Origin of the sequence: Micromonospora sp. NPDC005215 (assembly GCF_040607915.1) — a bacterium.
Classification (GTDB): domain Bacteria; phylum Actinomycetota; class Actinomycetes; order Mycobacteriales; family Micromonosporaceae; genus Micromonospora.
In genome coordinates this window covers 109,178-123,976 of the sequence record NZ_JBEXHQ010000019.1, presented here as the reverse complement: position 1 = coordinate 123,976, position 14,799 = coordinate 109,178, and the positions used below count along the sequence as shown (strand labels likewise).

At 68.2% G+C, this 14,799-nt stretch carries 11 protein-coding genes and 1 pseudogene; 5 read left to right on the top strand and 7 right to left on the bottom strand.

Annotated features, from left to right (window positions below; genetic code table 11):
- Window positions 1-150 precede the first annotated feature (150 nt).
- Genes ABZU25_RS16805 through ABZU25_RS16795 form a run of 3 tightly spaced genes read right to left on the bottom strand, consistent with a single transcriptional unit; the run spans window position 151 to window position 3,673 of the window.
- Window positions 151-1,131, bottom strand: coding sequence for an ABC transporter permease (locus tag ABZU25_RS16805; RefSeq protein ID WP_355030232.1), 981 nt, complete (start codon window positions 1,129-1,131; stop codon window positions 151-153).
- Entirely contained in the window at window positions 1,128-2,150 is a 1,023-nt protein-coding gene (locus ABZU25_RS16800; RefSeq protein WP_355030231.1) for an ABC transporter permease, read from the bottom strand. The genes ABZU25_RS16805 and ABZU25_RS16800 overlap by 4 nt, the downstream gene beginning before the upstream one ends.
- A complete protein-coding gene (locus ABZU25_RS16795) occupies window positions 2,147-3,673 on the bottom strand; it encodes a sugar ABC transporter ATP-binding protein (RefSeq protein ID WP_355030230.1) in 1,527 nt (508 codons plus the stop codon). Before ABZU25_RS16795 ends, ABZU25_RS16800 begins: the two co-directional genes overlap by 4 nt.
- A gap of 506 nt (window positions 3,674-4,179) precedes the next feature.
- On the opposite strand from ABZU25_RS16795, the gene ABZU25_RS16790 reads away from it, so the two are divergent.
- The 4 genes and pseudogenes from ABZU25_RS16790 (at window position 4,180) to ABZU25_RS16775 (ending at window position 9,999) form a co-directional block, all read left to right on the top strand.
- The gene (locus tag ABZU25_RS16790; protein WP_355030229.1) at window positions 4,180-7,722 is read left to right on the top strand and encodes a ThuA domain-containing protein; all 3,543 of its coding nucleotides are present in this window, start codon (window positions 4,180-4,182) and stop codon (window positions 7,720-7,722) included.
- Between the two features lie 77 nt (window positions 7,723-7,799).
- Window positions 7,800-8,315, top strand: a pseudogene (locus ABZU25_RS16785) (BNR-4 repeat-containing protein); the annotation flags it as partial.
- Window positions 8,275-9,081, top strand: coding sequence for a BNR-4 repeat-containing protein (locus ABZU25_RS16780; protein WP_355030228.1), 807 nt, complete (start codon window positions 8,275-8,277; stop codon window positions 9,079-9,081). The pseudogene ABZU25_RS16785 and the gene ABZU25_RS16780, both read left to right, overlap by 41 nt.
- Window positions 9,082-9,351: 270 nt before the next feature.
- The gene (locus ABZU25_RS16775) at window positions 9,352-9,999 is read left to right on the top strand and encodes a hypothetical protein (RefSeq protein ID WP_355030227.1); all 648 of its coding nucleotides are present in this window, start codon (window positions 9,352-9,354) and stop codon (window positions 9,997-9,999) included.
- Between the two features lie 32 nt (window positions 10,000-10,031).
- Here the strand turns inward: ABZU25_RS16775 and ABZU25_RS16770 are convergent, their stop codons facing one another.
- Together ABZU25_RS16770 and ABZU25_RS16765 are read right to left on the bottom strand one after the other, a co-directional pair.
- Window positions 10,032-10,925, bottom strand: a complete 894-nt coding sequence (locus ABZU25_RS16770) for an IS5 family transposase (RefSeq protein ID WP_355030226.1) — start codon at window positions 10,923-10,925, stop codon at window positions 10,032-10,034.
- A gap of 132 nt (window positions 10,926-11,057) precedes the next feature.
- Window positions 11,058-12,353 (bottom strand): IS701 family transposase, encoded by a 1,296-nt coding sequence (locus ABZU25_RS16765; RefSeq protein ID WP_355030225.1) that lies wholly within the window; start codon window positions 12,351-12,353, stop codon window positions 11,058-11,060.
- 120 nt (window positions 12,354-12,473) lie between these two features.
- Here ABZU25_RS16765 and ABZU25_RS16760 point away from each other — a divergent pair, with 120 nt between their 5' ends.
- Complete coding sequence (locus ABZU25_RS16760; protein ID WP_355030224.1) at window positions 12,474-12,755, top strand: PKD domain-containing protein; 282 nt, start codon at window positions 12,474-12,476, stop codon at window positions 12,753-12,755.
- A 203-nt stretch (window positions 12,756-12,958) separates the two neighbouring features.
- Here ABZU25_RS16760 and ABZU25_RS16755 read toward each other — a convergent pair whose 3' ends face one another.
- Both ABZU25_RS16755 and ABZU25_RS16750 read right to left on the bottom strand, forming a co-directional pair.
- Window positions 12,959-13,390: a hypothetical protein gene (locus ABZU25_RS16755; protein WP_355030223.1), complete on the bottom strand. Its 432-nt coding sequence runs from the start codon at window positions 13,388-13,390 to the stop codon at window positions 12,959-12,961.
- Between the two features lie 258 nt (window positions 13,391-13,648).
- Window positions 13,649-14,758 carry an RICIN domain-containing protein gene (locus ABZU25_RS16750; protein WP_355030222.1) on the bottom strand — a complete coding sequence of 370 codons (1,110 nt, stop codon included), beginning with the start codon at window positions 14,756-14,758 and terminating at the stop codon, window positions 13,649-13,651.
- Window positions 14,759-14,799: the final 41 nt, after the last annotated feature.

Here is a 14,799-nt window from a genome sequence, read left to right as displayed (position 1 = left end):
CAGTGCCCGAGCCGGCAGCGGAGGCACTGCCCGAGGGGCTCGCGCCCGGCTCGTCGGTGGAACAGGCGGCAAGGGACAGCAAGGTGACAGCGGCCGCGGCAGCGACGTGCGGGGTTCGTCTCATGCGATCTCCTAAGGAGTAAGGGTGTATCAGCGGCGGCGCAGTGCTCCGACTGCGACCGCGAGGAGGATGATCAGGCCCTGAACGGTCGATCTGAGGGCGCCGGAGACGCCGTAGAAATTCATCAGGGCGAACAGGGTTTCGAGGGTGAGTGCGCCGAGCATGGCGCCGACGACGGAGCCGCGACCGCCGCCGAGCACGACGCCGCCGAGCACGACGGCGGTGATCGCGCCGAACTCCAGGCCGACGCCGGCCTGGAACGAGACGCCGCTGTAACCACCGAGCAGGATCGCCGCGACGGTAGCGAGGACGCCGCTCAGCACGAACGCGATCGTCTTCGTGCGCCAGACCCGGATGCCGGTGAGCTCCGAGGTTCGCATGTTGTCGCCGACGGCGACCAGGGTGCGGCCGAAGTCGGCGCGGGTGATGGCGACGGCGACAGCGGCGACGCCGAGCAGGATCAGCAGCGCGTAGGGCACCCGGCCGAGCAGCGGCACGTCCTCGAACGCCCGCCGGCCAAAGCGCCGGAACTCCTCCGACAGCCCGCCCTTCGGGGCGCCGTCGGACCACAGGTAGACGGCGCCGACCAGGATGAGGTACATGCCGAGGGTGGTGATGAACGACGGCACCTTCAGCAGCGTGGTGACGAGGCCGTTGACGAGCCCGACCACGACGCCGAAGGCAAGCACGACGAGCACGACGGGCCAGGTGCGGTCCGGGTCGCTGTCGATGAGCCGGGCCGCGACGACGACCTGCGCGGTGACCAGCGAGCCGACGGAGAGGTCGAACTCGCCGGAGACGATGACGAAATACTGTCCGGCGGCGAGCAGGATGAGCGGCGCGGACCGCCCGATGAATGACAGCAGTGACGCCGGCTGGAAGAAGTCCGGCTGCTGGAACGCCACGAGGACCAGCAGGATCGCAAGGATGCCGATGATCGGCGTAATGCCGCCAGCCTTCAACGGGTTGAACTGCCGGCGCGTCGGCTGCTCCAGTGCCTCAGTGGTCACGCTGCCGCCTTCCGGGTCGCGCGGCGACGCTGCAGCCGCCGGGCGTAGATAGCCACCGCCGCGATGATGATCACACCGCGGATGACCTGCTTGAAGAACGCGTCGACCTCAAGCTGGTTGAAGATGCTGTCGATGCTCGCCAGCAGCAGCACACCGCCGACGGTGCCGAGCACGCCGCCGCGGCCACCGGCGAGGGCGGTGCCACCGAGGACAACGGCGGCGATGGACTCGAGGTCGTAGAGGCCCTCGACGCCGACCCGTGGTGCGCCGGAGCCGAGCCGACTGGCGAGGTAGATGCCGGCGAGGCCGGAGCACAGCGCGCACAGCACATGGGCGAGGATCAGGACCCGGCTGTTGCGGACACCGGAGAGCCGGGCCACTTCGGGGTCGCCGCCGACGGCGATGAGGTGGTGGCCCCACCGGGTGCCGCGTACCGCGAACCAGGCCGCGGCGGCCACCGCCAGCAGCAGCAGGAACGCGACCGGAACTGGCCCGATGCGCTGGTAGCCGAGGCTCTGCACGAACGCGGGCGCGGTCTTGCCGGCCGGGCCGTCGTAGCCGTTGTCGAGGTAGCCCTTGAGCAGCAGCCCGACGCCGACGGTGGCGATGAAGGCGTTGATCTGCAGCTTCGCCACCAGCAGCCCGTTGAGCAGCCCGATCGCGGCGGCGACCAACAGGACCAGCCCAAGGGCCGGCAGGATGTTGCCGTCGCTGCCCGCCATGGTCTCGGCCGCGACGAGCGTGCTGAGGCTGATGACGTACCCGACGGAGAGGTCGAGCGAGCCGGCCAGAATGACGAGGGTCTGCCCGACGGCCACCAGACCGAGGCCGGTGGCCACGTGCAGCAGACTGACCATCGTGGACTGGTTGAACAGTGAGCCGCCGTCGATCGCGACGATGACCCAGCCGATCACCAGCGTGAGCGCCAGGGCGATGTAAACGCCGCGGGCGGGTCCGGCGACGGACGCCTCGAGCCGCACCGCGGTGGTGCGGGCCGGGACTGGCGGGGCCACGGTCATGCGGACACCTCTTTGACGAGAGCACCGTTCGGTGCGGCGTGCAGTGCGCCGGTCGCGAGCCCGACGACCTCTTCCTCGCTCGCGCCGGCCGGCAGCTCCCCGGCGATCGCGCCGTCGCGCATGACCACGATCCGGTCGCTCATGCCGAGCAGCTCGGGCAGTTCGGAAGAGATCATCAGCACGGCGGCGCCCTCACGGGCGAGTTTGCGGACGAGATCGTGAATGGCCGACTTGGCGCCGACGTCGATACCGCGGGTCGGCTCGTCGAAGAGCATGATCTTCGGACCAAGCGCGAGCCAGCGGGCCAGCACGACCTTCTGCTGGTTACCGCCGGACAGGAAACGGATCTCCTGGTCCTCTCCGGCGGCGTGCACCTCGACTGCGGTGAGTAGCTCGCGGACCTTGACCGCCCGCGCGCTGCGCCCGCTCCACGAGGGGAACACGGCCCGGCCGGCGAGTAGGGCGTTGTCGAGGACCGACTGGCCGGCGACGATGCCTTCGCCCTTGCGGTCCTCGGTGACGTAGGCGATGCCGGCCCGGATGGCCGCGCGGGGTGAGCGCAGTCGGACCGGCCGGTCGTCGAGCGTGACGTCGCCGGTCGTGAACGGCGACACCCCGAAGATCGCACGGGCCAGCGCCGAGCGCCCGGAACCCTGCAGGCCGCCGATGCCGAGCACCTCGCCGGCGCGCAACTGGAGGTTGATGTCCCGCAGCTTGCGGTTACCCGCGTCGCGAAGGGTGAGCCGCACCGGTCCCCGGTCCTCCGGGGCGGCCCGGTCCGGGTAGTAGCTGGACAGCTCCCGACCGACCATGTGCCGCACGAGCTGCTCGCCGGTGGTGTCGGCGGTGGTGAGGGTGGTGACCCGCCGGCCGTCCTTGAGCACCGTGATGCGGTTGGACAAGTCGAAGACCTCCGTGAGTCGGTGCGAGACGTAGAGCAGGCCGATCCCGCGCTTCTGGAGCCGGCGTACGAGGGCGTAGAGCAGCTCGACCTCGTGGTCGGCGAGCGCGGCGGTGGGCTCGTCCATGATGAGCAGGCGCGCGTCCAGAGCGAGGGCCTTGACGATCTCGACGACCTGCTGCTGGGCGACGCCGAGGCGGCCGACCTTCACACCGGGGTCGAAGGACGTCTCACCGGCGGCGGCGAGGAGCTCGGCGGTGCGGGTGTGCATCGTCCTGCGGTCCACTATGCCTCGGCGGGATGGTTCGTGGCCGAGGAAGACGTTCTCCGCGACGGTGCGCTCCGGGAGCAGGTTGAACTCCTGGTGGATGATGCCGATGCCGGCCTGTTGCGCGTCGCGTGGGCTGCGGAGGCTCATGGTGGCACCGTCAAGTCCGATGGTGCCGCCGTCAGGCATGTACACCCCGGAAATGATTCTCATGAGGGTCGATTTGCCTGCGCCGTTCTCGCCGACGACGGCATGGACCTCGCCGGGCAGCACGTCCAGGTCGACATCGTCGAGGACCTGGACACCGAGAAACGACTTGCCGATCTTGCGGAGTTGGAGCAGCGGTTCGGGCATGGCAGACCCCTAACTGACCGTAACCATCGAAGGCGGCCAAGGTCGCGGTCGAGCATCGGTGGAGCACGTAGCGGGGGGCTTTCGCCGAGATGACGCAGACTTTCGTTAAATTCAGCGAAAGCCCGGCGTTCAGTAGAGTAAATGTTTCGATGATCGGTCGCAATGCTGTGTAGCGGCCGAAACAAAGTCGTTGCTCAACCTCCCCCGATCGCCGATATTCGACCAGCCAAACGGATGAGGCGAGATGAGCTCCAGATTCCCGTGATCACCTCGGAAAATGCCGTTGAGCTGCCGATACGCCAAGAATATTGACTTCTGAAGATGGGTCGAGCACCCTGGGCATCTCAGACCACGGCTCGGGTAACTCCTGCAGGTGACTGTCCGTCACGGCGGACGGCAGTCGACCCGGCCGGCACCTCACGCACCGCATCAGCCCTGCACAGGCGCAGGGCGGCTTCCGTGCGCCCCGTGGTCGGACCCCCGTTGTCCCGCCGAGAGGAAGCGGCATGCGAAAGACTGCGTTGATCATGGGCACGATCGTTGGGATGATCCTGGCGATGGCGCTCGTCAAGCCCGCGTCAGCGGCCCCGGCGTTCCGGGCCCTACTGTTCACCAAGACCGTCGGTTATCGACACGATTCGATTCCTGCCGGCATCTCGATGTTCCAGCAGCAGGCCGCGGCCAACAACTTCGAGGTGGTGCAGACCGAGGACAGTGCCGTCTTCACCCCGGCCAACCTCGCCACCTTCGACGTCCTCATCATGCTGCAGACCTCGGGCATGGTGTTCTCCACCACCGCCCAGCGTCAGGCCGTCGAAGGCTATCTGGCCAGCGGCAAGGGCATCGTGGCAATCCACAACGCCACGGACATGGGCATCGACACGGAGTACCCGTGGTGGGACCAGACGGTCAACGCGGGCGCTCATATGCCGGAGCACTCCCCCGGCGTCCTGCCCGGCACGGCGATCGTCGCGGACAAGAGCCACCCGTCGACCGCCGGGCTGCCCGACCGCTGGAACCGCAGCGAGGAGTGGTACAACTTCGACCGCAACCCGCGCGGCGACGTTCATGTGCTCGTCACCGCCGACGAACGGACGTACAACCCGGGCGGCAGGGCCATGGGTGCCGACCATCCGATCTCCTGGTGCCGCAACACCGGTGGCGGCCGGGTCTGGACCACCGCCATGGGCCACGCCATCGCCTCCTACAGCGAGGCCGACTTCCGCAACCACGTCCTCGGCGGCGTGCGCTGGGCCGCCGGCAACGTGGCCGGGGACTGCGGCGGCACTGTCTGGGGCAACTTTGAGAAGCGCAGCCTGGATGACAACACCGCCGACCCGATGGCCCTGGCGGTCGCCCCCGACGGGCGCGTCATCTACGTCCAGCGCGCCGGCCAGGTGAAGATCTTCAAGCCCAGCACCAACAGCACCGTCACCGCCGGCACGCTGAGCGTCTACACCGGCGGCGAGGACGGCCTCACCGGGCTGGCCCTGGACCCCAACTTCGCCAGCAACGGCTACGTGTACCTGTACCACTCGCCGGCGTCCAGCACCACGGACGTCAACCGGGTGTCGCGCTACACGCTGACCGGTGACACGCTGAACCTGTCCAGCGGCGCCACCATCATCGACATCCCCGCCACCCGGGACCGCACATCCCCGGAGCCAGGCCACACCGGCGGCTACATCGCCTTCGGCCCGGACGGCAACCTCTTCATCGGCACCGGCGACGACGTCGCCCCGAACCTCGACAGCAACTGGCAGGGCTACGCCCCGCTGGACTGGCGGGCCGGCAAGTCCCACCTCGACGCGGCACGCACCGCGGGCAACACCAACGACCTGCGCGGCAAGCTGCTGCGGATCCGCCCCGGCGCAACCGGCGGCTACACCATCCCCGCCGGCAACCTCTACCCACAGGGCACCGCACAGACGCGGGCCGAGGTCTACGCGATGGGCTTCCGCAACCCGTTCCGGTTCTCGATCGACCCTGCGAACGGCTGGGTCTACCTGGCCGACTACGGACCGGACCGCGGCCTGCCGACCACCAACCGCGGGCCCGAGGGCCTCGTCGAGCTCAACGTCGTCAAGGCCGCCGGCAACTACGGATGGCCGTTCTGCCACGGCGACAACCAGCCCTACGCGCCGTACAACCCGGACACCGGCGTCGTCGGCGCCAAGTTCAACTGCTCGGCACCGGTCAACAACTCGCCCAACAACACCGGCCTGGTGAACCTGAAGCCAGTTGTCGCCCCCAACATCTGGTACGGCTACGGCGCCTCGCCCAACTTCCCCGAGCTGGGCTCCGGCGGGTCCGCACCGATGGGCGGGCCCGTCTACCGGTACAACGCCGCCAGCACCTCGGCGACGAAGTTCCCGCAGTACTACGACGGCGTGCACTTCTTCTACGAATGGTCGCGCAACTACGTCAAGGAGGTCCACCTCGACGGCAACAGCGCCGTGACCCGGACCAACACCTTCCTGCCGGGCGGCAACTTCAACAAACCAATGGACATGGAGTTCGGCCCCGACGGATCCCTGTACCTGCTCGAGTGGGGCTCCAGCTTCGGCGGCGGCAACAACGACTCCGGCCTCTACCGCATCGATTACGTCCAAGGTGGACGGTCACCGATCGCGAAGGCGTCGGCGAACGTGACGAACGGCCTCGCGCCGCTGAACGTACAGTTCTCCAGCGCCGGGACGATCGACCCCGACCCGGGCAACACGATCAGCTACCTGTGGACGTTCGGTGACGGCACCACGTCGACGTCGCCCAACCCGGCCAAGACGTACACCACCAACGGCAACTACACCGCCCAACTGAGAGTAACCGACAACACCGGCAAGACCGGCTTCGCCAACGTGCAGATCACGGTCGGCAACACGGCCCCGGTCGTCACGGTGAGCACCCCGGTCAACGGCGGCATGCTCAACTTTGGCGACCAGGTCTCCTACACGGTGACCGTCACCGACCCGGGCGGTGCGGCGATCGACTGCTCGAAGGTGTACGTCAACCCAGCCCTCGGCCACGACGACCACCTGCACGAGACCACCGAGTACCCGGGCTGCTCCGGGACCATCTCCACCGACCTGCTCGGCGGGCACCCCGATGGCGCCAACCTGTTCTACGCGCTCATCGCGAAGTACACCGACAACGGCGGCGCGGGCGGCGCGGCCCCGCTGACCGGCTACGGGCAGGCGATCCTTCAGCCCAAGCACAAGCAGGCGGAGTACTTCACCGCACAGTCCGGCATCCGGATCATCGACCAGGCCGCCGCGGAGAGCACCAAGCGCATCGGGGACATCTCAAACAACGACTGGATCTCATTCAACCCGATGAGCCTGCAGGGCATCACCAACGTCAGTTACCGGGTGTCGTCGCCGACCGGCGGAGGCTCGATCGAGCTGCGCGCCGACTCGCCGACCGGCACCCTGCTTGCCACCACCACCGTGCCGAACACCGGCGGCTGGGACACCTACCAGTCGACGGCACCAGTCAACACGGCGGCCCTGTCCGGCACGCACACCCTGTACATGGTGTTCAAGAACGGCGCCGACAACGGCTTCGACGTCGACTCGTTCACCTTTGGAGGGGGTGGCGTCGGCACACCGGGCGGACCCGTCGGTAAGACATGGACGCTGACCGCCCAGCACAGCGGCAAGAACATTGACGTCAACGGCGTCTCCACCGCCGACAACGCCCAGATCATCCAGTGGACGCCCACCGGCGGCAACAACCAGAAATGGCAGGCAGTCAACGCCGGAAGCAACACCTTCACCCTGCAGGCCGTCCACAGTGGCAAGTGCGTGGACGTGACCGGCGCGTCCACCGCCGACGGTGCCTTCCTACAGCAGCTCACCTGCGACAGCAGCAGCAACGCCCAGAGGTTCACTGTTATCCCGACGGCCACCCCGAACGTCTACGCGATCCGCAACGTCGGAAGCGGAAAGTGCATCGACGTCAACGGTGCGGATACCGCTGACGGGGCCCGCCTGCTGCAGTGGACCTGCCACGGCGGCAACAACCAGCAGTGGCGGTTCACCCTGGCGTAGCCGCAACAGCGGAACCCCCGTCCCCGCGCGGCATCCGGTCGCGCGGGGACAGGCCGCGCGGGGACAACCTGTACCCGATGCGCTCACCCACGGTCCTGATCCTGCCGGGCACCTGCCCGGCCGCCCCGCCGGCCGCCGCCGACCCCGCGGCGACGGCCTCCGCCAGTTCCACCCCCCGCACCGAATTGGCTGCCAGCGGCGCCTGGTGCTGGTTCGCCGACCCCCGCGGCGTCTACTACCACGGCGACCACCGGCGGACGTACCTCGGCCTCATCACCGCCAACGGCGAGATCCGCGTGACGATGTACGACCACGAGACCGAGCGCCGTACGACCACAGTGGTGACGACCGGCTTCCAGATCGACGACCACAACAACCCGGCCATCGTCATCCGCCCCGACCGTCGCGTTGTCGTCTTCTGGTCCGCCCACGGCGGTTCGGCGATGTACTACCGGCGATCGGCCCGGCCCGAGGACGTCACCTGGTGGGAGCCGATCAAGCAGGTGCCGACCAACACCGCTGGTCGGCTACGGATACACCTACCCCAACCCGGTGCAACTGTCCACCGGTTGTACCTGTTCTGGCGCGGCGGAGACTTCAACCCGGCCTACTCCACCCAACGGCGGGAACCAGTGGACCACGGCCACCCGGCTGATCTCCGCACCCGGGCAACGGCCGTACGTGAAGGTGGCCTCCAACGGCACCGACACCATCCACTTCGCCTTCACCGAGGCGCACCCGCGCATCCTCAGGACCAGCATCTACTACATGTACTACCGGGCGGGCACCCTCTATCGGGCCGACGGCAGCCGCATCGGGCCGATGGGCACCGCCGTGACGGCGGCGCAGGCGAGCAAGGTGTACGACGCTGCGGCACAGGGTGCGAAGGCATGGGTCCATGACATCGCCGTCGACTCCTCCGGGCGTCCGGTCATCACGTACGCCACATTCCCCACCGACGCCGACCACCGCTACCACTACGCACGCTGGACCGGCAGCGGTTGGTTCGGCCGCGAACTGACCGCAGCCGGCAGCACCATCAGCGGCGGTCCCGCCGAGCCGAACTACCCCGGCGGCATCACGCTCGACCACGACGATCCGTCGGTGGTGCTCCTGTCCCGGCAGGTCAACGGGATGTTCGAGATCGAACGGTGGACCACCCCGGACCTCGGCACCACCTGGAGCACCGAGGCGATCACCTCTGGCTCGACCGAACCGAACATGCGCCCCTTCTCGCCATGGGGCCTGCCGCATGGCAGCGCCCTCGACGTGGTCTGGATGGCCGGCGACTACCCCAGCTACACCCGCTTCCGCACCCGGCTCCTAAGGCGTGTTTCAGAAGTCGTGGGTGGCCGGTGAAGGTCACGGCGTGGCGGTGACCTGGCTGACGGTCCAGGGCAAACCGGCCGTGATCCGGAGTGGTCATGGTGGTGGTGTCCGAGGCGGAGCCACGTGGTGCATTGACGCGCTGGACCTGAAGGCGGATTCCCCGGCCACGTTGTGGGAATTCACGTTTGGCCTGAACAGGCGCCGGTCTACCGTGCCTCAGTGACCAGCCCTCCGGACGCGGCGCGCATGCGCCTCCGCTTACGCGTTCACCACGTGTCCCGTAGCGCCCAGCTACGGCGGGTGATCACGATGGCGGCTCCACTTGGCAACACCCACATCACCAATGTGCTGTGGCAGCACAGCGGCGCTCTTATCAGCTCCCGCGCGGATCTACTTCGCCTCGGGGCGCTGTTCCGGCTGGCGGCGGTCAGCCCACACAGCGCGGTGTTTCTGCCGTTGCGGATGAACGAACCCAGCGATACCGCCGCGTCCTGGCGTGACAGCCAGGGATTGGCCGACCTCCTCATCGTGCGCCGCGATGTGCCGCTACGACCGTCGGCCTGGCCGACGATCCGTGCGACGCTACGCCGTGGCCCCGGAGCCCCCGCGACAATGTCGGCACCGGCTCCGCGCCCGCCGGCCGGCCGGACATACAACCCGGCGCTGCAGGAATTGTTCGTCGCCGAACATGCCCACACGCTGGTGATGTCAGGCACCTCCACCGCCCTGCACGAGGCCGGTGACGAGCTGACGTGGTGCGGCAACGAGGTCGCCACCAACGAGGACATTCACCGATATGGGGGGCCCACCGGGCTCAGCCAGTTCAACGGACCGGACCGCCGCTCCGGACGACGCGACGGTAGCTGGGAATGCATGGTCCTCGCCGAGGACCCAATCTTCCACCGGTCTCGCTGGCTGCGAATCATGTCCGAACCAGCTGCCGCCTAATACTGCAACTAAGGCGTTTTTCATAAGCCCGGTCAGAGCCATTCGCAGATGATGGTGACGGTCAGGACGGCCTGGAACCGGACGGCCAACTTGTCGTAGCGGGTGGCCACGCCGCGGTGGCGCTTGAGCCTGTTGATGCCGTTCTCGACGGCATGTCGCATCCGGTAGAGGTCTCGGTCGAACGTGGGCGGGCGTCCGCCGCGGCTGCCCTTGGCCTTGCGGTGGGCGTCCTGATCCTTCTTGCGCGGGATGCACGCCTTGATGCCACGCTTAGGCAGGTAGGCGCGGTTGCCGCGGCTGGTGTAGGCCTTGTCCGCCAGGACGAGGTCGGAGCAGGTGCGGGGCCGGCCTACTCCGAGACGGGTCACCCTGATACGGCGTAGGACCGGGATGAACTGCGGACTGTCACCACGATGCCCGGCGGTCACGACCATCGATAAGACCTTCTGTCCCTGCTCACAGGCCAGGTGCGTCTTCGTGGTCAGACCGCCGCGAGATCGTCCGAGGCCGTGATCGGCGGGTTCGTCGTGCACGCCGCCGGGTGGCTCTTTCTGCAGGTGGCCGTCTCTGCGGGCGCCGGCGGCGTGTTGGTGGGCGCGGCTGGTCATCGAGTCCACGCTGATCGTCCAGGTGATCCGGTCTTCCGCGTCTCCGGTGGCCTGTGACGCGGCCAGGATCCTGTCCCAGGTTCCATCGCGCTGCCAGCGACGGAACAGGCCGTAGAGCGTCTGCCATGGTCCGTACTCGACCGGGACGTCACGCCAGGGCGACCCGATCCGGATCCGCCACCTGATCCCGTCGATGAGCTGCCGTTTCTCCCACTTCGGCGGACGACCCTTCACCGACGCGGCAGGCAGCAGTGCGGCGAGCCGCTGCCACTGAGCGTCGGTAAGGTCGTGTCGCCTCGTCACCGCTAAGGTGGCCACGAGGTCTCCGGTATGAAGTTCTTGCTTGGTCGCAGAACCAGATACCGGAGACCTCTTCGGTTGTCGATCGCCGCCACGCCGGGACCTTCACCGGCCACCACGACTTCTAAAACACGCCTTAGTACTCCAACGTCACTTGGCCTGTCTGCGCTGGTAGTGGGATCGTCGGGCTCGGGCTTGGGATGTTCGTCGCCAGATTGACCAGTGCAGGATGTGCTCTGGTGGGAGCATCACGGCGAGGACGAAGGCGTTGAGGAGTCGGCGGATCTCGGCGACGGTCAACGCGATGATCTCCGAGTCGGCGTTGGGCTGCTGCGCGGTGGCGGCGAGGATGGTCAGGACGGCCAGGGCGAGCATGGCCAGGGTGATGAAGCGGTGCCAGCCGGTCCAGCTGCGGACCTGGTAGTGGTCCAGGCCGACCTGGCCTTTGCCGGTCTGGAACAACTCCTCGATGCTCCAGCGGGAACCGGCGACCCGGACGAGGGTGTGCAGTGGCACTGGTCGGGGTGACCAGCACAGGTAGAAGGCCAGCTCGCCGGTGCTGCGGTTGCGGCGGATGAGCAGCCACCGGTGCTCACCGGGGCGGGTGGCGGTGGTGATCCAGGCCCACAGGTATTCGCGGGGTCCTTTCGCCCCGGGTCCGCAGCTGTGCTGCTGCCACGTGCGGGTGGGGATCCGCTCGGCGAGGTCGTCGACCCGCACGAGAGTGCGGCCGTCATTGACGTGTACGCGTCGGTCGCAGCCGACGGCCAAGACGTAGCCGATTGCGCGGTGCTCAAGGTCGCCGCGCAGTCCGGGGTCGGCGCCGTAGACCTCGTCGCCGGTCACCCAGCCGACCGGAACACCGGCGTTGAGCGCGGCGGCGATCATCTGCCGGGCCAGCGCAGGCTTCGTCGCGAACTCGACCTCGTCTGGCACGCCGGCGGCGGCGAGACGCTCGGGCTGGGCGCACCAGGTTGCCTCGGGTAGGTAGAGCCGACGGTCGATCAGCGCCCGCCCGTGCGGGGTGACGTAGGCCAGGAACACCCCGACCTGACTGTTCTCGACACGACCGGCCGTGCCGGTGTACTGCCGCTGCACCCCGACCGAGCACACGCCCTTCTTCAGGAACCCGGTCTCGTCGGCGGCCAGCACCCCCTCGGGGTGCCCGAGCTGCTCAATCAGCCAGGACCGCACGTCATCGCGGACAGCGTCGGCGTCCCACACCGCTGTGCGCAGCAGCCGCTGCATCGCCTGCGGATCAGCGTGACCCGCCCGCTCCGCCAACGACCAACAGGACTTGCGTTCCACGCCCGACAGCAGCCCTTCCACGAACTGCCCGGCAGTCCGGCGTGGCTCTGCCCGCACGAACCGGCCAGCGACACGCGCCGCCGCCTCGTCCAGAATGACCCGCCACCGACCAAGGTCTACGCTGTGGCACGCGGCCATCGCACGATCTTCGGTTGTCCTCACAAACCATCGATGATCAACGCGGTGGCCGTCTTCATGCCTGCGCCACGCCCAACGCCGAAGCCAAGTGACGTTGGAGTATTAGGCACGGGAACCGCATTGAGCGGCAATGCCGCACCCACCGCGTCGTTCACCGCCACCAGCAGCAGCCAACCGTGTTCCGTCGGCTTTGATGCCCGAGCATCCGCCGACGCCGGCAGCGCCGTCGCCTCCTGGTCGTGGACCTTCGGTGACGGCACCACCGGCACCGGCGCAACGCCCAGCCACCGCTACGCCCAGCCCAGCCGCTACTTCGTCACGCTACGCGTCACCGACGCCCACCTCACGGCGTCCGCCGAGGATGTCCTCGTCCGCGAGGTCGTCGTGCCCGCGATCCCCTGAGGGTCCGCCGGGTCTGTGGATCTAATGGTGTTCCCGGCCAGACTCCGGAAATCGGCCTGCACACCCCGGCATCAGTCCCCAACGCACCGCCGGACAGATTCGTGAACAACGGCAACGAACCCTCGACACCGCCTGGACCGCGCACCCGCATCGGTTCGGGCGCCGCCGCCCACAACCGCCCCGCCGCCCAGACCGGGCATGGATCAACAAATTCGACAACAGCAACCCCGGACAGGCCCCCATTTCGGCCATGACCAGCCAACCAGCAGCACACCTCCTGCTGTCCGTGCCGCCACTGCACGCTGCCGGGCGTTGACGTCGTCGGTGACAGCCCGCTCGGCGTCTCGCGGCCACGGCGGCGACCAGACGGTGTCGGCGCTGCCAGGTGGTGTGTGCTGGCCCTGGCGGCAGCGGGTGATGTCCCAGCCCTGCCAGCGGTGCCGGGCCGGGTGCAGCGCCTCGTGCCAACGCACCGGTGTGTCCGGGTCGGCCTTGCGGGAGTAGGCGTGGTGCCACGACTCGGCCAGCGCCGTCAACTCCTGCACCAGGGCGGGGTGCGCTGGCCAGCACGACCCGAGGTCTTGGGCGAGGCCGTAGCGGTCGACGAGCCACTGCGTCCAGGCGATCAGCCACACCCTGGGTTCTCGTGCCGCGTCGCGGTCGAGGTCACGCCAGCAGTGACCTGCCGGTGCCGATGGCGAGGACGGGCGACAAGTGCCGGCGTCCGAAAGTGAAGGGCACGATGACCTCCGGAAAGAGAACGGTTCTCTGGACATGCGTACAGGTCATGAGTTCTGTGCTGAACATCGACGGAGCAGCTCCCTCGCGTCGACCGTGGCCTTCGCGGAACGTGCTGCGGTAACGTGCCGCTGGCGGGTGGCTTCCGACCTGGTCTACCGCGTGGCCCAGAGCTGGGCTCCGGTGCCGTTGCATTCCCAGAGCTGGACCAGCGTCCCGTTCGCGGTGCCGTTCGCATTGACGTCGATGCACTTACCGGAGGCGGTGTTGACGATCGTTCCGGCGGCGGCGAAGGTGAACTTCTGTCCCGCGGTGCCGTTGCAGGTCCAGCTCTGCACCTTGGTGCCGTTGGCGGTGCCACCGCCGTTGACGTCGAGGCAGCGGTCTCCGAAAACCTTCAACTCGCCGGCAGCGGTGCGGGTCCAGCTCTGATTGGCCTGGCCGTGGCAGTCCCAAATCAGCGCCTGGCCGCCGTCGGCGGTGCCGGCCCCGGACACATCGAGGCAGCGGGTGGACTGAGGGTTCGAGAGCAGCGCAGCCGATCCGGTCGGTGGGGTGGTGATCGTGTCGAGGCTGCCCGGCACGGACTGCAGCGCGGACCACCACCGTGCCGCCATCTTGTCGTAGCCGCCCGCGTTCGGGTGCAGGCCGTCGGCCAGGTCGGCGGTAGTGAGGGCGGAGTGCATGTCGACCAGGTGGGTCCTCCGGCCCTTCTGCGCGACGATGCCGGGCAGGGCGGCATTGAATGTCTGGGTCTTGGCCTCGTTGCCCGCGTTGGCGGTGGGGATGATCTGCGCGACGAAGAGTTCCACGTTGGGTTCGATCGCCCGGATGTGGTCGATCAGCGTGGACAGCCGGGCCGGGGCGTTGGCCACGTCGTGGTTCTGGCCGATGTCGTTGGTGCCGATGTGCAGCAGGATCGTGCGTGGGTTGGCCGTTCGCAGCCAGCCGGTAATGCTCCGGTCGATGTCGTCGATGCGCCAGCCCGAGTGACCCTCGTGGTCGTGGTCACCCAGGTTGGACGGCCCGTTGTACGCGCTGCCGACGAAATCGGTGAGCCGGCCGGCGTTCGCCAGCCGCTGCCACAGTCCGATCCGGTAGCCGCCGGGGGTGTTGAGCCCGTCGGTGATGGAGTCGCCGAGCGGCATAATCCGTACGCCGCCGTTCGACTCGGCCTGCGCCGGCGTGCCGCCCGTGACCACCACCGAGGCGGCCAGGGCGATCCCGAGGGCCGCCGATACCAGGCGCTTGAGGTTCGATCGCATAGCTGGTCCTTTCGGGTTTTGTTGGGGATGTCGACCGAGGA